At 66.3% G+C, this 19,883-nt stretch carries 19 protein-coding genes; 4 read left to right on the top strand and 15 right to left on the bottom strand.

Translation table 11 applies throughout. The features are described from left to right. Window positions 1-13 precede the first annotated feature (13 nt). From M8523_RS27390 to M8523_RS27345, 10 genes are all read right to left on the bottom strand, one after another. Entirely contained in the window at window positions 14-1,261 is a 1,248-nt protein-coding gene (locus M8523_RS27390) for an ABC transporter substrate-binding protein (protein WP_428351437.1), read from the bottom strand. Window positions 1,262-1,280: 19 nt separating this feature from the next. Next, window positions 1,281-2,243, bottom strand: a complete 963-nt coding sequence (locus M8523_RS27385; protein WP_282588059.1) for an N-acetylglucosamine kinase — start codon at window positions 2,241-2,243, stop codon at window positions 1,281-1,283. Window positions 2,244-2,246: 3 nt separating this feature from the next. After that, window positions 2,247-3,056, bottom strand: coding sequence for a DeoR/GlpR family DNA-binding transcription regulator (locus tag M8523_RS27380; RefSeq protein WP_282588058.1), 810 nt, complete (start codon window positions 3,054-3,056; stop codon window positions 2,247-2,249). Between the two features lie 396 nt (window positions 3,057-3,452). Then, window positions 3,453-5,462 carry an ABC transporter ATP-binding protein gene (locus M8523_RS27375; protein ID WP_282588057.1) on the bottom strand — a complete coding sequence of 670 codons (2,010 nt, stop codon included), beginning with the start codon at window positions 5,460-5,462 and terminating at the stop codon, window positions 3,453-3,455. After that, window positions 5,459-6,307, bottom strand: a complete 849-nt coding sequence (locus tag M8523_RS27370; protein WP_282588056.1) for an ABC transporter permease — start codon at window positions 6,305-6,307, stop codon at window positions 5,459-5,461. The genes M8523_RS27375 and M8523_RS27370 overlap by 4 nt, the downstream gene beginning before the upstream one ends. 11 nt (window positions 6,308-6,318) lie before the next feature. Then, window positions 6,319-7,326: an ABC transporter permease gene (locus M8523_RS27365; protein ID WP_282588055.1), complete on the bottom strand. Its 1,008-nt coding sequence runs from the start codon at window positions 7,324-7,326 to the stop codon at window positions 6,319-6,321. Continuing rightward, a complete protein-coding gene (locus tag M8523_RS27360; RefSeq protein WP_282588054.1) occupies window positions 7,298-8,320 on the bottom strand; it encodes a polysaccharide deacetylase family protein in 1,023 nt (340 codons plus the stop codon). The genes M8523_RS27365 and M8523_RS27360 overlap by 29 nt, the downstream gene beginning before the upstream one ends. Then, complete coding sequence (locus M8523_RS27355) at window positions 8,313-9,974, bottom strand: ABC transporter substrate-binding protein (RefSeq protein ID WP_282588053.1); 1,662 nt, start codon at window positions 9,972-9,974, stop codon at window positions 8,313-8,315. Before M8523_RS27355 ends, M8523_RS27360 begins: the two co-directional genes overlap by 8 nt. Window positions 9,975-10,114: 140 nt before the next feature. Next, complete coding sequence (locus M8523_RS27350; RefSeq protein WP_282588052.1) at window positions 10,115-11,629, bottom strand: HAL/PAL/TAL family ammonia-lyase; 1,515 nt, start codon at window positions 11,627-11,629, stop codon at window positions 10,115-10,117. Next, window positions 11,626-12,240 (bottom strand): dimethylsulfonioproprionate lyase family protein, encoded by a 615-nt coding sequence (locus tag M8523_RS27345; RefSeq protein ID WP_282588051.1) that lies wholly within the window; start codon window positions 12,238-12,240, stop codon window positions 11,626-11,628. Before M8523_RS27345 ends, M8523_RS27350 begins: the two co-directional genes overlap by 4 nt. Before the next feature lie 102 nt (window positions 12,241-12,342). Here M8523_RS27345 and M8523_RS27340 point away from each other — a divergent pair, with 102 nt between their 5' ends. From M8523_RS27340 to M8523_RS27325, 4 genes are read left to right on the top strand one after another with little or no spacing between them, the layout of a single operon-like run. Then, window positions 12,343-13,494 carry an NAD(P)/FAD-dependent oxidoreductase gene (locus M8523_RS27340; RefSeq protein ID WP_282588050.1) on the top strand — a complete coding sequence of 384 codons (1,152 nt, stop codon included), beginning with the start codon at window positions 12,343-12,345 and terminating at the stop codon, window positions 13,492-13,494. After that, window positions 13,491-13,838 (top strand): RidA family protein, encoded by a 348-nt coding sequence (locus tag M8523_RS27335; protein WP_282588049.1) that lies wholly within the window; start codon window positions 13,491-13,493, stop codon window positions 13,836-13,838. The genes M8523_RS27340 and M8523_RS27335 overlap by 4 nt, the downstream gene beginning before the upstream one ends. 11 nt (window positions 13,839-13,849) lie before the next feature. After that, window positions 13,850-15,274, top strand: coding sequence for a dihydropyrimidinase (gene hydA / locus M8523_RS27330; protein WP_282588048.1), 1,425 nt, complete (start codon window positions 13,850-13,852; stop codon window positions 15,272-15,274). Further along, complete coding sequence (locus M8523_RS27325) at window positions 15,259-16,197, top strand: nitrilase-related carbon-nitrogen hydrolase (protein ID WP_282588047.1); 939 nt, start codon at window positions 15,259-15,261, stop codon at window positions 16,195-16,197. The genes hydA and M8523_RS27325 overlap by 16 nt, the downstream gene beginning before the upstream one ends. Here the strand turns inward: M8523_RS27325 and M8523_RS27320 are convergent. From M8523_RS27320 to M8523_RS27300, 5 genes are all read right to left on the bottom strand, one after another. Further along, window positions 16,184-16,306 carry a hypothetical protein gene (locus M8523_RS27320; RefSeq protein WP_282588046.1) on the bottom strand — a complete coding sequence of 41 codons (123 nt, stop codon included), beginning with the start codon at window positions 16,304-16,306 and terminating at the stop codon, window positions 16,184-16,186. The genes M8523_RS27325 and M8523_RS27320 overlap by 14 nt on opposite strands. Before the next feature lie 232 nt (window positions 16,307-16,538). After that, window positions 16,539-16,898: an SDR family NAD(P)-dependent oxidoreductase gene (locus M8523_RS27315; protein WP_282588045.1), complete on the bottom strand. Its 360-nt coding sequence runs from the start codon at window positions 16,896-16,898 to the stop codon at window positions 16,539-16,541. Between the two features lie 69 nt (window positions 16,899-16,967). Continuing rightward, window positions 16,968-18,326, bottom strand: a complete 1,359-nt coding sequence (locus M8523_RS27310; RefSeq protein WP_282588044.1) for a dihydroorotase — start codon at window positions 18,324-18,326, stop codon at window positions 16,968-16,970. Further along, window positions 18,323-19,075, bottom strand: coding sequence for an SDR family NAD(P)-dependent oxidoreductase (locus tag M8523_RS27305; protein WP_282588043.1), 753 nt, complete (start codon window positions 19,073-19,075; stop codon window positions 18,323-18,325). The genes M8523_RS27310 and M8523_RS27305 overlap by 4 nt, the downstream gene beginning before the upstream one ends. Next, on the bottom strand, window positions 19,072-19,845 hold the full coding sequence (locus tag M8523_RS27300) for an SDR family NAD(P)-dependent oxidoreductase (RefSeq protein ID WP_282588042.1): 774 nt from the start codon (window positions 19,843-19,845) through the stop codon (window positions 19,072-19,074). Before M8523_RS27300 ends, M8523_RS27305 begins: the two co-directional genes overlap by 4 nt. Window positions 19,846-19,883 lie beyond the last annotated feature (38 nt).

The raw sequence follows: 19,883 nt of genomic DNA, 5'->3' as shown, positions 1-19,883 counted from the left end.
GCGTCAGCCATCGTCACTTCTGTGCGTCTGTGGCACCGACCGCGATCTGCTTGACCGCGTCGTCAACGGTGAGTTGCCCCTTCGCGGCCTGGTTCAGAGCCGTGGCCACAGCGCTCGAGAACTGGGGGTACCACCCGGGTGTTCCCTGCTTGAACAAAGGTTCGACGGAGCCGGCCTGTTCGAGCAGCACTTTGCCGCTTGCGAGCTTGCCGTCATTGTCGAGTGTCTGCAGCACCGAGGTGCGTGTCGGCAGGTTGCCCAGCACCGTGTAGCTCTCGATCTGGTTCTCTGGGGCGACCATCCATTTGACGAAGACGGCCGCGGCCTCCTTGTGCTGCGAGGCAACCGGGATACCCGCCGCACCTGGTAGCCCGAAGGTGCGCGTCTTCCCGGAGACGTTCGGCATCAGAGCGCCGACGGCAGCGCTGGCGACCTTGGATTTGGTCGGATCCGTATAGACCGAGAGGTTGCCCGCCCAACCCGCGACGTCGAAGCTGATCTGCCCGTTCTTGAACAGTTCCTGGATCTCGACGTCCTTGAGGCCGGTCGAGGCCGGGTCGATCAGACCATCCTTGAGGGCCTGCATCTCCCAGGCGAGTGCCTTGTAGCCGGCGGAGTCTGGCGTCGTGAACAGGGGCTTGAAATCCTTGTCGAAGAGCTCGCCGCCAAACGCCTTGGTCAGCAGATACCATGCCGTCGCGGAGCCTTCGGTGGCGGAGAACGGGAGGCCGATTGGAAAAGAGACGATTCCCTTGGCCTTGATGGCCTTTGCATCGGCCAGGAGGTCGTCCGGCGTGGTTGGGGCGTGGTCGACGCCGGCCTTCTTCAGGTGATCCTGGTTGAAGATCAGCAGGCGAAAGTCGTTGTTGTAGGGCAGCGCGATCAGCTTGCCGTCGTAGGTGAAGATCGCATCCGTCGGCAGGTCGCTCTTTACGCTGTTGTCCAGCGGGACATACCATTGCGCGGCACCAAACTGCCCGACCCAAGACCAGTCGACCTCGGTGACGTCGGCGGGCGCGCTGCCGGCCACCATGGAGGTCACGATCTTGGTGCGGATGTCGTCCCAGCCCAGGGTCTGCAGGTCGAGCTTGATGCCGGTCTGCGCCGTGAAGCGATCCGTCATATCTTTGGGCAGCGTCGTCCAGGGCGGGAACAACACCGTGATCGTCTGTCCGGCATAGGGCTTGGCATCATCGGCCATCGCCGGCCCCCAACCCGCCATCAGAAACACTGCGACCGACGCCAGAAAGACCTTCCGCATATTCATCGTACGTCCCTTCTCACGCCGCCCAAACGCCGCGTTCCGCTTCGGAGAGCACCCGGTCGAGGCGCTCGATCCATGTTCCATCCACGATCCAGCCCGCACGCCGCGCAGCGCGAAGCAGGGCTCCTCCAACGGGGGGCAATCGCGGTGTACGAGGCTCGGCGCCGAGCCGCTCGATGACGCGCGTCATGACCGTGCGGCTGCGGAACACGCTGCCTGCGTGCGACCAGACGAGGGGGCGGGGGAGATGCAACCGCTGGGCGCAAGCTTCGGCATGCGCCGCCAGGGCATCGCCCGCCCGCGTCAGAATGGATAGCGCCGCGATGTCGCCGGCTTCGGCCTCAGCATCGACACGGAGCGCCAACGCCGCAATGGGAGCGCGTCGCGTCGGTAGGTCGTAGCACCAGCCCAGGAGCGCATCTGGTTTGATGCCGAGACCGGCGAGCATCGCCTGGGCGAAGCTCTCGTTAGGGGACCGTCCGTCGAGGGCTCTGCCTATCTCGGCCAAAGCCTCGCGTCCGATCCAATAAGCGCTTCCTTCATCGCCGAACACATCACCCCAGCCGCCGCACCGCATCGTACGTTGCCCGTTTCCGGCCCAGGCCATCGACCCTGTGCCCGCCAGCAGCAGCACGCCGGGATGGCCCGTGAGCGCGCCATCGAAGGCGGCCTCGACATCGTTGACAACTTCCTGCGGGCACTCGAGCTGCTGGTACGCAACCACGTTCTGCTGCTCCGACAATCGGGCGACTTCGCCGTGACATGGCAAGGCGAACACACCGTCTGCGAGCCGTGCCCGCCAAGGGTAAATATGGGATAGCACCTCCCGCAGGCGGTCGGCCCAGTCGGGATGAGTAAAGGGGTCAAGCGGCGGGTAGCGCCCGAGGTGGTGGATCGAGCCGTCGCGATCCGTCACGGCCAGGATGGTCTTGGTGCCCCCGCCATCTAAACCCAAGATGAGATCGGGGGAATGCGCCATGGCTCAGGCCGCCTCGCCGGGCGCGAGGCGAAGGCCGATACGACCAACCGGCGCCACGAGGCTGAGGGCCGCGCCGGTCCGGCGGATCCCCGCACCGGTTTCATCCGGCAGGCTATCATCCGTGATGATGTGAAGGGAAGAATCGACTGATGTCACGAAATAGGTAGCGCGGCGTCCAAACTTGGTCGCGTCGGCTAGTACCACTGTCTCGGCCGACCGTTGGCGCATAAGGGCGTTGAGGCTCGCTTCGGCGGCATCCACACTGTAGATGCGGTGGTCGTCCCCGATCGCACTAGCGCCGAGAAACAACCGGTCGAACCAAAGCCCTTGAAGAGTCGCCTCTGCAGAGGGCCCGACCAGCGAGGCATTCTCAACCCGCAGTTGCCCCCCGACTAGGCTGATCTTGAGTTCGGAGATGGTGATCAGCTCCTGTGCGACGACCAAGCCGTTAGTGAAGACCGTCAGCGGAATAGGATTGATGCGGAGCAGGCGTACCAGTTGCAGCACCGTGGTGCCTGCATCGAGGAACACGGCGCTGTGCGGCTGGAGCAGGTCGTAGGCGGCCTGGGCTATGGCTCGCTTGGCTTCGAGGTTTTGCTTCTCACGGACCGCGAAGGCAGCCTCCGTTTCAGCCCCATTGGCGATGCGGGCACTGCCATGCGAGCGGCTGATGATGCCCTGTTGTTCCAAGAGATGCAGGTCCCGTCGCACGGTTGCGAGAGAGGTTCCGACAGCCTCGGCGAGTGCCGGAATCGAACAAGCTCCCTGTGTGTAGAGATGCTGCCGGATGGCTTCGAGGCGATCGGTCTGCATGCGCTCCGTCCAACTTGGATCGAAGCTAACGCCTCATCGGATCATGTTCAATCAGAAAGCTAGAGTATTTATGACTGAAGCTGCGGTTGCCGTAGGCACAATGTGCCGCTTTCGATTCGGCAAGGCTGCCGTGCTCCCGTTGGGAGACCCTCTCGTCTGCGCTGCCAATTCCGACATCATCGAGAGCACCATTGAGAGCGTGAATAGCTAGCTCATCAATGGAAAGCTGAACTTGACCTCTCGCCCGGACCAACTGTTCCGCTCCGGGTCCAACTCCGTCACTCAAAGAGTTCAAACCTGGACTTCCAAGCGGATATCAGGTGGACGAGTGTTCTGACGTTGTGCAAGCTGTTCATTCGATGCGCAACCCGGCGCTCAGATCCAACGCCGACGCCTTCAGGCTGCGGAACTCTGATCGACCTGCGCCCGTCCCAGATCGTCACTGCCAAGATGGCACCGAATGCCGTGTCCTCCTCCACGCTCGCTGAGCGCTGGTTCCTCCGTGTCGCAGATCGGGCCGATGTGGCGGGGACACCGGGTATGGAAGACGCAGCCCTTCGGCGGTGACATGGCGCTCGGTGGTGCGCCGCTGAGTTTGACGCGTCGCAAGGTTCCATCGGGCGCCGGCGTCGCGGAGAGGAGCGCTTCCGTGTAGGGGTGATGCGGACCCTGGAAGACGCTTTCGGCAGGGCCGATCTCGAGCAGCCGTCCGAGGTAGAGCACGGCGATGCGATCGGCCACATAGCGGATCACCGACAGGTCATGCGAGATGAACAGGTAACTGACACGCTCGGCGGCCTGCAGGTCGCCGAGGAGATTCAGGATTGCGGCCTGCACCGACACATCGAGCGCCGAGGTCGGCTCGTCACAGACCACGAGTTGCGGCGCCCCCGCGAAGGCGCGGGCGATGGCGACGCGCTGCTTGAGACCGCCTGAGAGTTGTCGCGGCTTCGCCTGCAGGTAGCTGTCGGCGAGTTGCACGCCGCGCGAGAGGGCCAGCAGCCGGCCGCGTAAGATCTCGCCCCGTAGGCCCCCGAGCCGGACCAAGGCACGGCGCAGGATGCGGCCTACCCGGTGCGATCGGTTGAGCGCCGAATCCGGGTTCTGGAAAACCATTTGAATGGCGTGGCGCGCCTGAGTGCCCCCGCGCCGGTTGGCCTCGAACGCGATGCGGCTCCCGGGGTCGGCGCGCTCGAGCCCGAGCAGGATGCGGGCGAGGGTCGACTTGCCGCTGCCAGACTCGCCGACGAGCCCCACTGTTTCGCCGCGGGCGATCGTGAAAGAGATGTCGCGCAATGCGTGCACCGAGTGGCTGCCGGAGCCGAACGTCTTGCCTAGGCTCTCCACGACAAGCAGCGGGTGCTCTTCCCCAGGGGGCACATGTTCGACCGGGTCGGGAGGCGTCACCCTCGGCAGATCGCCCGCTTCCTCATGAAAAAAGCAGCGGCTGCTACGACCGCCGCCGAGAGCGGACAAGGCCGGCGGTTCGGTCCGGCACCGATCCCGCACGAGCCCGCAACGATTGGCGAAGATGCAGCCTTGGAGCTCGACCGCTCCGGAAGGCGGAAAGCCAGGGATGGTGTCGAGGCGCCGCAGCTTGCGGTCGAGACCGAGGCGCGGCAGACAGCGCAGCAGGCCGACCGTATATGGATGGCGCGGCGCCGCGAAGAGCTCCCGGGTCGGCGCCTCCTCGACCAGTAGGCCGCCATACAACACACCGACGCGCTCGCACATGCGCGCGATCACCGCGAGATTGTGGCCGATGAACAAGATCGCGGTGCCGTGTTCGCGCCGGAGCGTGTCGATGAGGTCGAGCACCTCAGCCTCGACCGTCGCATCGAGGCCGGTGGTGGGTTCGTCGAGGATGATGAGCTTACGGTCGACCGCAAGCGCCATGGCGATAACCGTGCGCTGCAGCATGCCACCCGAGAGCTGATGGGGGTAGCGGCCCATGACCCGTTCGGGATCGGTAATGCGCACGTGGCGCAGCATGGCGACCGCGCGCTTGTCCGCGTCCGCCGAATACGCCCCGGCAACGGTGAACACCTCCGCGAGCTGCGCCCCCACCGTGATGGCCGGATTGAGAGCCCGTCCCGGATCCTGATAGACCATGGACAGCCGCGTTTGCCTCAGTTGACGCAACCCCGTCTGCGACAGCCCGTAGAGGTCCTCGCCGTCGATCAGGACGTGGCCGCCGCCGATGCGCCCGTTACGCGGCAGGTATCGCATGACCGCGAGCGCGGCCGTCGACTTGCCGCAACCCGATTCGCCGACGAGACCATAGGTTTCGCCGGCGCCGATCCGGAGATTGAGGTTGCGCAACACGGACCGCTCTTGCCCGCGCACGCGGTACATCACGTCGAGGTTCTCGATCCGCAGAGCGTCAGGGACGGCCGGCGCACTCATTCTAGGGCTCCGTTCAGGCCTTCGGCGATCAGGTTGATGCTGACGACGAGCGAGCCGATAGCAAGCGCATCGAACAGAACAGTCCACCAATAACCGCCGCCGATGAGCGCGTAGTTTTCAGAGATCGCGAGCCCCCAGTCGGGAGACGGTGGCTGCAGCCCGACACCCAGGAAGCTCAGCGTGGCGACCGTAAAGATCGCGTAGCCAAGCCGTACGGTGAGCTCGACCGTGATGGGCGGCAGGATGTTGGGCAGGATCTCGACGACCATGATGTAGACTGCGGTCTCGCCACGCAGCCGTGCCGCGGCCACGTAGTCGAGATGCCGCTCGCTCATCACGGCCGAGCGTACCACGCGCGCCACCTGGGGCGTGAACGCAAGGCCGATCGCCACGATGACGGTGCCGTTCGACGCCCCGAGCGCCGTAAGGGCCACCAGCGCTAGGATTAGAAGTGGAAGTGCCAGCACGGCTTCGATGAGGCGGCTCAAAAGATCGTCGACCAAGCCGGGAAAGAACCCCATGATGAGCCCGAGCAGGGTGCCGCACACAATGCCGAGCACCGTGGCGAGCGGCGCGACGATGAGAATATCGCGGGATCCCGCGATCACCCGCGCGAACATATCCCGCCCGAGTTGGTCGGTGCCGAACCAATGCTCGGCCGAGGGCGGCAAGAGCGAGTTCATCATGTCGTCGGCGAGCGGATCGACGAGCGTCTGCCCGACCGTCGCGCAGCCGACCCAGAACAACAGGATCGCGAGCCCGACCATAAAGGTCGGCGTGCTCAGGAGCAGGCGCGTCCGCTCCCAGCGGACCGGGCCGGACCGGAGGGCCGGTGCGAGGGACACCGCCGGCGTGCTCAGCGGAGGGCTCCACGCAGGCGCGGGTTGAGCGCAGTATAGGCCAGATCGGCTGCGAGCGTCACGGCAACGTAGACGAGGCCGACCACGAGGACACCAGCTTCGAGCATAGGAAAATCGTGGCCCCGGGCCGCGGTGTAGATGAGCGATCCGATCCCCTGGTATCGGAACAGCGTCTCGATGACCACCAGCCCGCCGATCATGTAGCCTGCCTGTGAGGCCACGACCGTGATCGTGGGCAGAAGCGCATTGCGCAGAACGTGCCGCCAGATCACCAGGCGCCACGGCAGCCCTTTCAGCACAGCCGTTCGGGTGTAGTCGCTGTCGAGTGCCTCGATCGTACCGGCGCGCGCCATGCGGGCGATGTAGCCGAACAGGAGGAACACGAGCGGGAACGAGGGGAGAAGCAGGTAGTAGATCCCGGTCAGCACGCCCGACCCGGGCGGTGCGGTCGCAGTCATCGGGAACAGTCGGAGCCCAATGCCGAACAGCAGGATCAGGATAATGCCGGACACGAATTCCGGGATCACGGTCGCGGACAGGCCGGTAATGGTGATGATGCGGTCAGTCGCCGTACCGCGCTTCATCGCTGCCAGCACGCCACCCGCGATGCCGAGCGGCACCACAATCACGAAAGCCACAGCGGCGAGCTTGAGGGAGTTCGCAAGCGCGGCGCCGACGAAGGGCGCCACGGGACTGCGGAACGCGTAGGACGTGCTCATGTCGCCGCGCACGAAATGGCTGATCCAGTCGAGATACTGCACGGTGAGCGACCGGTCGGTGCCGAGCTGGTGGTTCAAGGCCGCGACGGCCCGTTCGTCCGCCAGAGGACCGAGGATGGATCGCCCGACATCGCCGGGGAGAAGCTGACCTCCGGCGAAGACGAGGATGCTGAGGACGCCGAGCGTGACCAGGGACAACAGCAATCGGCGGATGAGGAACGACAGGGTGGAGGTCTCCTGAGCCAGTGATCGATCGTCAGCCCCGCCCCGGGCCGACAGTTTCATGGCTCCCGGAGGAACCGTCGACGTGCAAGCGACGGGCCGTCGTGCTTCCGGCAGGTCCCGCCGCGGGAACGTGCGCCATCCAGTGACGAGCAAGGTCCTCGCGCCGGCAGACCCAGACCCGATCGTGCGCCAGCACGTGGTCGAGAAAACGGGCGAGGGCACGGATCCGGCCAGGGCGCCCGATGAGGCGGCAATGCAGGCTCACGGTCATCATCTTGGGGGCTCGTTCGCCCTCGTCGTAGAGCACGTCGAAGCTGTCGCGCAGGTAGGTGAAGAAGGCGTCGGGCGCCGCGAGGTCTTGGTTGCGTGCCATGCGGCTGTCGTTGGTGTCGAAGGCATGCGGCACGACAAGGTGGGAGCGTCCGCCGACCGGCATCCAAAATGGTAGGTCGTCATTATAAGCGTCGCTATCGTAGAGAAAGCCGCCATGCTCGACGGCGAGGCGGCGGGTGTTGGCGCTCGGGCGACCGGTGTACCAGCCCGCTGGCGCCCTTCCGGTCAACGACCGGATGGTGGCGGCGCAGCGTTCAATGTGATCGCGTTCAACCGGCTCGGGCACGGCCGCGTAGTCGATCCAGCGCCATCCATGTCCGGCGAAATCGCAGCCCAGTGCCGCGAAGGCCTCTGCTGCGTGGGGGTTCTGCTCGAAAGCAAGGCCGACTGCGTAACATGTAGGCACCACACCACGCAGGCGAAAGGCATCCAGCACGCGCCAGACCCCGGCCCGGCTGCCGTACTCGTACATGGACTCCATGATGCGGTCGCGCGTGCCAGGCAGCGGGGCCGACGCACCGACCTCCGACAGGATGGTTTCCGGCCGGTCGTCGCCATTGAGCAGCGTGTACTCGGCACCCTCCTCGTAGTTGATCACGAAGTTGACGGCCACCCGGGCGCCGCCAGGCCAGTGCGGATGGGGCGGCGACGCGCCATAGCCGACGATGTCGCGGGCCGACTCACCCGTTGCCAGAGAGACAGCCGGTCCTTGTTCAGGCAAATCCGGCCCGATCCAGGAACAGCCGATTGGCGATCGGCGGGATGCCCACAAGGGCCTTCTTGGTCACCACGAGATAATCGTAGAAGTAGGCGAAAATGATCGGCGTTTCGTCCAGTAGCAGTTCCTGAATCTGCCTGGCGAGCGTGCGCTGTCCTCCGAGGTCACCCGCCTTGCCAAATTCACCAACGAGCTTGTCGTATTGCGGATTTTTAAAGTGTGCGCCGTTCCAGGTTCCGTCGCTGAGTAGCGGCGCGCGCAGGTAGACGTTCGGCACACCGCGCTGCCCGTAATCCGTAATGCCCATGGTGCTGTCGAGCCAGTCGGACTGTCCGAACACAGCCTTGCCGTAATAGGCGTCCTGCGCCTCGACGTTGAGCTTGATGTTGATGCCGAGCGGCCGGGCGAAGTTCTGCAGCAGGATCGCGTATTGCGGGATCTCGATGTAGCGCTCCGTCGTCAACGTCACGTCGAAGCCCTTGGCGACGCCCGCCGCCTCGAGCAGCTGCTTGGCCTGCGCGATATCCTGCTTGCGCTGCGGCACGCTCGTGTCGGTCGAAGGGAAGGCCGGCGCGAAGGGGCTATCGTTCCCCGTGACCGCATAGCCGCGAAACAAGCCTTGCACCAGCTTTTCACGCTCGATTGAGAGAGCCATGGCACGGCGGACGCGCTTGTCTGTGAACGGCCCCGTGTCGCAGCGCATATGCACCTGCTCGTGCGCGGCGCTCTTTTCGCGGATGACGGTGAACTGCGGATCGTTGAGGAGCGCCTGGCCCCCCGCGACTGGCACCTGATCGATCATGTCGACCTGTCCACCCTGCAGGGCTAGCACGCGCGGCGCCAGATCGTCGTAGAACACGAACTCGGTGCGATCGGGCAGCGCCTTCTCGCCCCAATACCCATCGAATCGCACGAAGCTGACACCCTGTTTCTGCGTGAACTTGTCGAGTCTGAACGGCCCCGTGCCGGTCCAGTTCTTCTCGTAGTCGCCCTTGTATTCCACGGGCAGCATCACGCAGTTGTAGTTGTCGGACGATACCACGTAGGGGAACGCCCCATAGGGTGCATCGAGGTGGAACTCGACCGTGAGGTCATCGACCTTCTTGATGTTGCCTTTGGACAGGATGCCCTTGAAGGCCGATAATGCATTCGATGCGTTCTTCGGATCGCAGAGACGGTCGATGGAAGCGATGACATCCTCGGCCTTGAAGGTCTCACCGGTGTGGTATTTCACGCCGCTTCGCAGCTTGAAAGTCCAGACCGAACTGTCTTCGTTGTGCGACCAACTGGTGGCGAGGCACGGCTTTAGAGTCAGATCCGGCTGGGTGACGCAGAGGAACTCGCCGGTCTGAATCAAAAGCGTGAGGCCACCTTGGTCGGCAATGGACACAGGATCGATTACACCTGCCGGCGTCACGGACGCGACCCGGATGGTGGCACCAGGCTTTGCCTGAGCACGCGCTGGTGTCGGTGCTGCGACGAGCCCGGCGCTCGCCGCCATGCCGCCAAGCAGCGGCACGGATAGTCCCAGCATACTGCCATGGCGCAGGAAAACTCGCCGATCGATGCGCCCGCTTTCGAGCTCGTCGACCAAGTCGTTCTCGAGTGCGCCGAGGCGGCCGCGGAGGTGGCTGTACCGATTGGAGATCCGGGTCATGCTTCGGCTTGTTCCCTGTCGCGAGCAGCCTTTTCGGCGGCCCGTGATCTCATGCAGTTTTCAGACCATCAGCGACCGGGCGGAAGTAGACAAACAAGTCGAAGCCGGTCGTAAGGCCCTCAGACAAACCCCGGCGCCGACTACATGTCCGACGCCTCACGGCTGCGGATCGCCTCAGTCAGTCTCGCGATATCCTCCGTCGTGCTGCGATCGTCGTCAAGACGAGGCACGTGGCGACGGATGAAGCCCTGCAGCTTGGTTACGGCTGGCGCGCTTTGTTCAAGCGGGCGCAGATCCAGTGCCTGCGCGGCCACGATCATCTCGCAGGCGAGCACCTCCTGAAGGAACGCGACCTGCTCTGCGGCCCGGCGAACGGACAGCAGCGTGAAGGGCGCCTCGTCCTCGACCCCGAACGGCGTCAGATCGTCGTTGCACACCGGCACCGAACAGGTGCGGGCTTCGCGATTGAGCGTATGGGCCGTGAGCGCCAGAAGGCCAAGTCCAGATCGGGTGACGCCAGGGCGGGTGAGTTTGTTGGTCAGCCCCGACACCTCGGGGTTGAGCAGTTGCGCCACCCGCTGCGCCGAAGTGGTGCCGAGAGGCACCAGCGCGAGCCGCAGCGCATCGCACGCGATCGCCATCGCGCCTGTGTGGAAATTGCCGGTCGACAGGATCTCGTCGTCGTCCGGCAGGATCAGCGGGTTGTCGGCCGCACAGTTGAGTTCTGCCTCGATGGCGTCCTTGGCCCAGCCAAGCGCCGTGAGAGCCGCACCGTGCACATGTGTGGCGCAGCGGAAGCTGATCGGGTCCTGGACGCGACGAGGCACGCCGGGCCGGAACAGAGCCGAACCCTCGAGCAGCGTGCGCAGACGCCCGGCGGCCTGCTGCTGCCCCGGCGAGGGATGGGCGGCGGCGACACGGGCATCGAAAGGGCTCGGATTGCCGCCGAACGCCTCCAGGCTCATGGCCAGCGTCGCATCCGCGAGGTCGATGAGTTCGGCTACGCCGGCGACAACCAACGCGCCGTAGCCGATCGAGACCGCGTTGGAGCTGCAGAGCGCCAGGCCCTCCTTCTCGGTCAGCACCAATGTCGGGATGCCAGCGCGGCGCATGGCCTCGGCACCCGGCAGGAGTTCACCTTGGTATGTGGCGCGTCCAAGGCCGACGAGCGGGAGGCCCATGTTGGCGCAAAGCATCAGATCCGACGTGCCGATGGAACCGACGCGGGGCACGTAGGGCACCACGTTCCGGTCGAGCATGGCGAGTTGCGTGTCGACGATCGCGGGTCGCGCGCCCGCGCCCGCTTGCGCCAGAGTGGCGGCGCGCACCAGCAGCGCAGCACGGACGACCACTGCATCGAAGGGTTCACCGGCCCCGGAGGCACGTGCCTTCAGCATGTCCTCGCTAAAGCGGGCTCGCTCCGCCATTGGAACTGTCGCAACGGCCTGATTGCCGAGGCCGCGCGTCAGCCCATAAACAGGGCGATCGGCGCGCAACCACTCCTGCAGAACCGCTTGGGCGCGGTCCATGCGAGCCGCGGCGTCCGGGTCAAGGCGCGCGCCGGCTTCCCCTTGGGCGACGTCCCGGATGTCGTGGACCGTCAGGCGGTCGCGCCCGAGCAGGATCGTGCGCTTTACGTCGGATCCATGTGTCATAAAGCGCGGCTCATGATCTGCGGCTTGGCCCCGAGCGTGCCACCCCGCCAGCAATAAAGCGCCACGAGAGGCTCGGTTCGCGTCCACATCGCGTGCGGCAACCAGGACTCGTGGTAGATAGGCGTGCCCGGCGGCACAAGGCTTGGCGCGCCGTTGCCGCGCTGCCATAGAGCCGTCCCGGCCAGCGGCAGGTAGAGTTCCTCGGCCTCATGGGCATGCGGCGGGTAGTGGAGGTCGGGCCCCAAGAGGAGAAATCCGCAGGTCATCCGCTTGCTCCCGATCGGTCCGCTGGGCCCCACTAGCTCGGTCCAGCCATAGCGCTCCAGGAAAGACGGGCCGAAATCGGCGGCCGCATAGCTCTGTCGCCACGCGAGTTCTGCCGCAGTCTCCGCCAACATCGCCATCAACCGCGACGTTGTAGGGTGGCTGAACGCGGACGCACCGTCCAGCCAGCGCAAGGCAGGCAACGTTTCCGGCGGCGTGCTGCGCAACACAATGGTTTCCGGCCAATGCGCAACGAAAGGCTGCGCCGCCGCAATGGGCTCCAGCAACGCATAAGCGGCTTTGGCAAGTCGCAAAGCGACTTGCCCCTCGGTGTCAGTCGGGTCCACACTTTGCATTCCGTATTTATGACACGGTCCTATGGATCGTGGCGATAGGCGGCCGATGCTCCGACGAATACCAATGCCGACGACGATTGAACGGCCTCGGTGATGCGGTTCGACATTGTCGTGGTTGGGGGCGGCATCGCGGGCGCTGGCATCGCCTACGAGCTGTCGCGCCTGTTTTCCGTCATCGTTGTTGAACGCGAACAGCAATGCGGCCGTCACGCCACCGGACGCTCGGCGGCGAGCTTCACGCAAGCTTATGGCGGCGCGACTGTGCGTCGACTGGCCGGCGCCAGCCGTTCCTTCCTCGAGACGCCACCGAAGGGCTTCGCAGCGCACCCGCTGCTCATGCCGCGCGGGACACTCACGATTGCGCGGCAGGAGCAGATCGGGCGCCTCGAACAAGCCTTCGCGCTGGCCCGCGTCTCCGCGCCGTCCATACGCCGGATCGCGCCGGCCGAGGCGCTGGCCCGGGTGCCTATCCTCCGGCCCGAAGCCGTCGCGGCCGCCCTGTTCGAGCCCGACGCCATGGACCTCGACGTCCACGGCCTTCATGGCGGCTTTCTAGCGGCGGCCAGCCGACAGGGCGCACGCATCCTCTGCGATGCCGCCGTCGAGCGCATCGACCACGACGCGAAAGGTTGGACGGTCCAGACTTCGGCTGGAACCGTCTCGGCCGCGATCCTGATCAATGCGGCCGGAGCTTGGGCCGACGCAGTGGCGCGTCTCGCGGGCGTTCAGCCGCTCGGGCTCGTGCCCAAGAAGCGCACGGCCTTCCTGGTGCCCCTGCCGCCGGATGTCGAGGCCCGCACCTGGCCGCTGGTCGACGATGTCGGCGAAAGCTTCTATTTCAAGCATGATGCTGGGCAGCTTTTCGTGTCGCCGGCGGACGCCACCCCGAGTGAACCGGTGGATGTGTTCGCGGACGAGATCGACGTCGCGATCGGCGCCGACCGCCTCCAGCGGGCCACTACGCTTACGGTACGGCGAGTATCCCGGTCTTGGGCCGGGCTGCGCACCTTCGCGCCGGATGGCGCGCCCGTCGTGGGTCCGGATCCTGAAGTGCCCGACTTCATCTGGCTCGCCGGCCAAGGTGGCACCGGTATTAAGACCGCGCCGGCCTTGTCGCGCGCCTGTGTATCGCTCATGAATATGGGACGTCTGCCGGACGACCTCTTGAGCGCGGGCCTCACGGCGGGCGATCTTTTGCCCGGCCGGCTCCGCGGTTCCCCTCACCTCGACAAGAAGCCTTCATGACCATTCAGCGCTATGACAACGGCCCGCGTTTTTGCCGCGCCCTCAGCCATAACGGGACCGTTTACCTGGCCGGCATGACGGCGGACGACTCGAGCGGCGACACGGCCGCGCAGACGAAAGCGGTGCTCGACAAGATCGACCACTTCCTCGCCATGGCGGGATCGGACAAGACGAAGCTCCTCACGGCACAGATCTGGCTGCGCGACATTGCCGATTTCGATCGAATGAACGAGGTCTGGGACGCCTGGATCGACCGCTCGGCCATGCCGGTGCGCGCGACGGTCGAGTCGCGGCTCGCGGGCGACAGTTACCGTGTCGAGATCATGGTCACGGCGGCGGCCTGAGGCGCCCGCTCTTGCACGACCTCGTAGTCCGCAACGGCCGCGTCGCCCTCGACGGGGGCTGGGCGGAGTGCGACATCGGCATCGACTCCGACCGAATCACGGCACTCGGCTCCGGGCTCGTGGGCCGCGCCCATATCGACGCCTCCGGCACCTGGGTGATGCCGGGCGGCATCGACGCGCATTGTCACCTCGACCAGCCCAACTGGGGCGGCGTGGACACGGCCGACGATTTCACCTCGGGGTCGCGGGCAGCCGCGTTCGGGGGAACCACGACGATCGTGCCGTTTGCCATGCCGGGTCCCGGCATGACAGCGCTGGCCGCGCTCGACCGCAGTCTCGACCGCGCGAACGGGCGGTCGCTGGTGGACTATGGGCTCCATGGCGTGATGACGCAGGACACCGGCGCGGACATCAAGGCGCAGACCGAGAGGCTCGCGGTCCGGGGCGTACCATCTGTGAAGCTGTTCATGACCTACACCGGCTTCGCGGTGTCGGACGACTTGATGTTGCGCGTCATGGACGCGGCTCACGAGGCCGGCGCCGTGGTGATGGTGCATGCCGAGAATGATGCCGCGATCCGCCGCACGACGGCGCGCCTTGCGGCCTCGGACCGGACGGGATTCCGGTATCACGCGGTCGCCCACGCCGAGATCCTGGAACGCGAGGCCACCCATCGCGCCATCACGCTCGCCGAGGTAACGGGCGCCCGCCTTGTCATCGTTCACGTGTCCGGTCATCAGGCTGCCGACGAGGTGCGGCGGGGACAAATGCGGGGCATCGACGTGGTTGCGGAAACCTGCCCGCAATACCTGCTGCTCACGGCTGCCGACCTTGCCAGCGCGCCCGACGAGGCGGCCCGCTTTATCTTCACGCCGCCGCCCCGCTCGCGCGCCGGGCAGGCGGCTCTTTGGGACGGGCTTGCGGACGGGTTGATCGGCCTGTGGTCGTCCGATCACTCGCCCTATCGCCTCAGCGACAAGCTTCCGGCGGACCGACCGCCGTCGTTTCTCACGGCGGCCAATGGCGTGCCAGGGCTCGAAACGCGGCTGCCGATCCTGTTTTCCGAAGGCCTTGTCACCAACCGGTTGACGCTGTCGCGTTATCTCGCGCTCGCCGGGGGCGAAGCGGCCCGTCTCTACGGCCTCGACCGCAAGGGGCGCATCGCGCCGGGGTTCGATGCCGACCTCGTGCTTTGGAACCCCGACAGGCGCTGGCAGGTGCGCGCCGCGGAGCAACAATCCGCCGTCGACTTCTCGCCCTTCGAGGGATTGTGGCTGACTGGACGACCGCGCGATGTGCTGCTGCGCGGGCGCTTGATCGTGAGCAATGGCGTACTTCATGATGCCAATCCCGGCGGCCGCTTTCTGTCCCGAATGAGCGGCGTGCCGCGTCACCGCCATCCTCTGGAGGAGACCACCCCTTGGCTCGATGGTTGACGCTCGCGGCCTGCCAGACCGGGCCTGTCCAACGCGCCTCAACACGCGCCCACACGGTCGCGCGGCTCGTGGCGCTGCTGGAGCAGGCCGCGTCTGCGGGCGCCGAACTGGCCGTGTTCCCCGAACTCGCGCTCACGACCTTCTTCCCGCGCTGGGTGCTCCAACCCGCCGAGATCGACGCGTTATACGAGGCCGAGATGCCCGGTCCGGTCACGCAGCCGCTCTACGACGCCGCACGTAGGCTCGGCATCGGCTTCGCGATCGGTTTTGCGGAGCGTGTTATGGTGGACGGCAAGGTCCGGCGCTTCAACAGCATGGAGCTGGTCGGACCGGACGGGCAACGGAGCGGTCGCTATCGCAAGATGCACGTGCCGGGCTCCACCGAGCCGGAAGCCGGCACGACGGTGCATCTGGAGCGGCGCTATTTCGAGCCGGGCGACCTCGGCTTCCCGGTGTTCGACTATGGCGGCACCCGCATCGGCCTCGCGCTCTGCAACGACCGGCGCTGGCCCGAAACCTACCGGATGCTCTGCCTCGCCGGTGCCGAAGTCGTGCTGATCGGCTACAACACGCCGCAGATGCTCAGCGAGGCGCCAGCCTTGGCCCACCTGCGCATGTTCCACAACCACTTGCCCATGCAGGCCGGCGCCTACCAGAACACGCTCTGGATCGCGGCCGCCGCGAAGGCGGGCCTGGAGGATGGCCAGGCGCTGATCGGCGGCTCCTGCATCGTGGCGCCGACAGGCGAGATCGCGGCGCAGGCGCTGTCACTCGACGACGAGGTTGTGGTCCACCGGGCCGACCTCGACCTCATCGCGGCCTGCCAGGCGGTGAACTTCGACTTCGCCCGATACCGGCGGCCGAACGACTACGGCCTCATCGTTGAGAGAGCCGGCCCGCCTGCGGCTTTCACAAGCCCTTGAAGGCGCCCTCGCCGACCCGGATCATGCTGCCGGCGACATACAACGCGGGCTTGCTGGCCAGGACGGCCACCACGGCGGCGAATTCGGCGGGTGTCCCATAGCGCCGCATCGGACTCTCGGCGCGAGCCTGTTGGCGGTCGATGTCGAGACTCTGAGTCTGGGCTCGTTCGCGTCGAGACTGTCGACCCGCTCGGTGGCGATGCGTCCAGGCAGCATCATGTTGACCGTGACGCTCAGCGCCGCGACCTCATTGGCAAAGCTTTTCGTCCGGCCCGCGACGCTGCCGCGGATCGCGTTTGACACCGCAAGGTTCGGGATCGGCTGCTCGACGCCGGACGAGCCTATGTGATGATGCGACCCCATTGCCGATCGAGCGTCGGTCCGATCATCCGGTCGGTCAGTTGGAACACCGCGCCCGCCATGCTGGCGAATGCACGGCTCCAGGTGTCGGACGGCGTGCCGACCACGCCGCCCGGCGCTGGGCCGCCGCAGTTGTTGACCAGCACGTCGACGCCGGCCGGCAGCAGGGACTCGAAGAGGTCGAGGTCGTGCACGGTCAGCCGGGCCGCCTGATCGCCCGGGAGTTCGGCCTTCCAGCCCTCGATGGCGTCACGCATAGGCGCCGCGGTCGTGACGGCGGCACCCTCCGCCAGCAGGGCCAGGGCGACCGCCTTGCCGAGTCCCTTGCTGGCACCCAGCACGAGGGCTCACTTGCCTGCCAATCCGAATTTCGTGGTCATCGCCTTCCTGCACTGTCGAAGCGCGCCCCATCACAACGCATCCGGGTGCAGAACGACACCCCGAGCGCCACCGATCAAATCGCCGTCGGCCCAGATCGGCTGGCCGCGCAGGAAAACGCGCTCGAGGCGATAAGGCACCGAGAGACCCGCAAATGGTGACGGACCCCCCTTCGAATAGGAGGGACCATTGCCGATGGTGCTTGCCACACCGGTCGCGAGCACGAGAAGGTCGGCATCGTGCCCCACCGCGAGCGATCCCTTTCGGCTCAGCCCAAAGCGCTGGGCCGGGCCTTCGGCGCAAAGCCGAACCACATCGGCCAGCCGCACGTCGCCTCGATCGACGAGGTGCAGCATACAGAACAGGAGCGTCTGCAGGCCCGGCAGCCCCCCCGGAACGTCCGAAAAGCGGCCATGCGCGCGTTTTTCGGCGGGAGTATGCGGCGCGTGGTCGGTCACCACCATGTCGATCGATCCGTCCCGCACCGCCTCGATCAGCGCCCGGCGATCTGCATCGCCCCGAAACGGTGGCGACGCTTTGATGGCGGGGCCGAGATCGACGTAGCGATCGGCGGTCAGGAGCAGGTTCTGGATCGACGTTTCCAACGTGACGTCGGCCTGGTCGCGAAACCTTCGCCAAGCGTCGAGCGCCGCGATGGCGCTGATCTGCCGGACGTGGACGCGGGCCCGCGAGTCCGCTGCGGCCTGAACCGCATGGGCGATGCCGACGACTTCCGCCTGCGGCGGCCGGCTCGCGCAATAGCCCGCGATGCTGCCGTCGTCGGCGCTCATTCCTGCGTCAAGCAGAGCCTGGTCGCTTGGCTGCACTCCCGCGAGCCCATCGCAATCCGCGACCTTTCGCATCGCGGTCACGAGCGAGTCCAACGTGTCATGGCGATAGTTTTCGGGCACGTCGGCGGTGAAGATCTCGAACGACACCGCCCCAGCGTCGCGCATGGCGCGGAGATCCCTATCTTCGCATTGTACCACGGCCTGCAACCCGACATCGACCCTGACACGGCCTTGCGCCATCCGGGCCTTGTCGCGCATGAGCACGGGCGTGTCGGTCCACGGGTCGTCCGTGGGCATGTTGAGGATCGTAGTGACGCCTCCGGCGGCGGCCGCCCGGGTTCCGCTGGCGAAATCCTCCTTGTGGGTCAGTCCCGGCTCGCGGAGGTGCGCGTGGGCGTCGACCAGCCCGGGCAGCAGGTCGCGCCCCTGAACGTCGAGGGTCGCCAGGGCCTCGGCTGGCTGCCCGCGTCCGAGATGCGCCGCGACCCGGCCGTCGCGGAGTGCGAGATCCACCGCCCGCGAGCCATGCGGGTCGATAAGGGTGCCGCCGCGCAGGACGAGGTCGTAGGGTCGATCCGATGCGGATTCCGAGACCGTCATCGCGTCGTGTAGCCGCCATCGACCATAAGGTCGGTCCCGGTCACGAAGCTCGCCTCGTCGGACAGGAGGAACGCCGCCGCTGCCGCGATCTCGGACGGTTGCCCGATGCGCCCGAGCAGATGCGCCGGGCCGAGCCCAGCATCGGCGGCCGCGAGGTCGGGCCAGCGTTGCAGGAGCCGCGCCGTCGCGACCGCACCGGGCGACAAGCTGTTGACGCGGATGCGTTCGGGCGCGTGGTCGACGGCCATGAGCTTGGCCAGGTGAATCAGCCCCGCCTTAGCGGCGCAATAGGCGACCGCCTGACCGACCGCCACGTGCCCGAGTTGCGACGCGATCAGCACAACCGCGCCCCCGCCCGCCGCCGCGATCGCCGGCACGGCCGCCTTGCTGACCAGAAAGGCGCCGTCGAGCGACACCGCCATCTCCCGGCGCCAGTCGGTCAGGCTGAGTGTCACGACTGTGCCGTCGGTCGAGGGTGCGGCGGCGTTGTGCACCAGCCCGTCGAGGCCGCCCAGGTGTTCGACAGTGGCCGCCACGGCATCACGACAGGATGCTTCGTCGGTGACGTCACATGCACCCGGAACAACTGCGCCGGACGCTTGGGCCGCCAGAGCTTCGACGCGATCGCGGTCGAGGTCGGCTGCGACCACGCGCGCGCCCTCCGCAACCAATTGCAGCACGATGGCCGCGCCGATACCGCTCGCGGCGCCCGTCACCAGGATGCGCCGTCCGGCGAGGCGCAGGCTCATCGCGCCAGCCATCCGCCGTCGACCACGAGGTTGCTGCCCGTCATGTAGGTCGCGAGATCGCTCGCCAGGAACAGCGCCGCATTGGCGATATCCTGCGGCCGGCCGAGACGCGGCCAGGGCGTGCGGCGGCGGGCATTGTCGAGCAGGTTCGGGTCGGTGGGCAGTCCGGGTGCGCCGGTCACGATCTTGCCCGGCGAGATCGAATTGCAAACGATGAGCTCTGCCGCGTAGTCAACCGCAATCTGCTTCGTGAGATAGATCGCGCCGGCCTTGCTGACCCCATAGGGGCAGTCGCGCGGTGCCGTGACGATCCCTTGCTGCGAGCCGAGGTTGATGATGCGGCCCCGCACCTCGGCGTGCGGCTCCTGCCCGATCATTTGTGAGACGGCACGCTTGCAGCCGAGGAACTGCCCCGTCAGATTGACGCCGATCACGGATGCCCATTTGTCTTCCGTTGTGTCGAGCAGCGGCGTGCCCGAATAGATTGCGGCATTGTTGACCATCACGTCGAGTCGGCCCCAGCGGGCCACGGTCTCGGACACAAGGGCATCGACATCCGCCCATGCCGCCACGTCGGTCTGCCGGAAGAAGGCCGTTCCGCCCGCATCCCGGATCAGGTCGGCCGTTGAAGCGCCTCCCTCGATTGGATCCTCGCGGCGATCGGCCAGCGCCACACGGGCCCCCGCGGCGGCGAAACTCAAGGCGATCGCGCGACCGATGCCGGAACTCGCACCCGTGACAATCGCGGTCTTGTCGGTCAGAAGGATCATGGCAAGCGGTGGCCCGAGGCGATCTTTTCCCCATAGGC

The sequence above is a fragment of the Lichenifustis flavocetrariae genome, from assembly GCF_026130545.1.
In the GTDB taxonomy this organism is placed as follows: domain Bacteria; phylum Pseudomonadota; class Alphaproteobacteria; order Rhizobiales; family Beijerinckiaceae; genus Lichenihabitans; species Lichenihabitans flavocetrariae.
This window is presented reverse-complemented; position numbering and strand designations above follow the sequence as displayed.

Excerpts from the sequence above, each read along its gene's own strand:
- M8523_RS27390 (WP_428351437.1), bottom strand. The coding sequence starts at position 1,261 with ATGCGGAAGGTCTTTCTGGCGTCGGTCGCAGTGTTTCTGATGGCGGGT.
- M8523_RS27385 (WP_282588059.1), bottom strand. The coding sequence starts at position 2,243 with ATGGCGCATTCCCCCGATCTCATCTTGGGTTTAGATGGCGGGGGCACC.
- M8523_RS27380 (WP_282588058.1), bottom strand. The coding sequence starts at position 3,056 with ATGCAGACCGATCGCCTCGAAGCCATCCGGCAGCATCTCTACACACAG.
- M8523_RS27375 (WP_282588057.1), bottom strand. The coding sequence starts at position 5,462 with ATGAGTGCGCCGGCCGTCCCTGACGCTCTGCGGATCGAGAACCTCGAC.
- M8523_RS27365 (WP_282588055.1), bottom strand. The coding sequence starts at position 7,326 with ATGAAACTGTCGGCCCGGGGCGGGGCTGACGATCGATCACTGGCTCAG.
- M8523_RS27355 (WP_282588053.1), bottom strand. The coding sequence starts at position 9,974 with ATGACCCGGATCTCCAATCGGTACAGCCACCTCCGCGGCCGCCTCGGC.
- M8523_RS27350 (WP_282588052.1), bottom strand. The coding sequence starts at position 11,629 with ATGACACATGGATCCGACGTAAAGCGCACGATCCTGCTCGGGCGCGAC.
- M8523_RS27340 (WP_282588050.1), top strand. The coding sequence starts at position 12,343 with ATGCGGTTCGACATTGTCGTGGTTGGGGGCGGCATCGCGGGCGCTGGC.
- M8523_RS27335 (WP_282588049.1), top strand. The coding sequence starts at position 13,491 with ATGACCATTCAGCGCTATGACAACGGCCCGCGTTTTTGCCGCGCCCTC.
- M8523_RS27320 (WP_282588046.1), bottom strand. The coding sequence starts at position 16,306 with ATGCGGCGCTATGGGACACCCGCCGAATTCGCCGCCGTGGTGGCCGTC.
- M8523_RS27310 (WP_282588044.1), bottom strand. The coding sequence starts at position 18,326 with ATGACGGTCTCGGAATCCGCATCGGATCGACCCTACGACCTCGTCCTG.
- M8523_RS27305 (WP_282588043.1), bottom strand. The coding sequence starts at position 19,075 with ATGAGCCTGCGCCTCGCCGGACGGCGCATCCTGGTGACGGGCGCCGCG.
- M8523_RS27300 (WP_282588042.1), bottom strand. The coding sequence starts at position 19,845 with ATGATCCTTCTGACCGACAAGACCGCGATTGTCACGGGTGCGAGTTCC.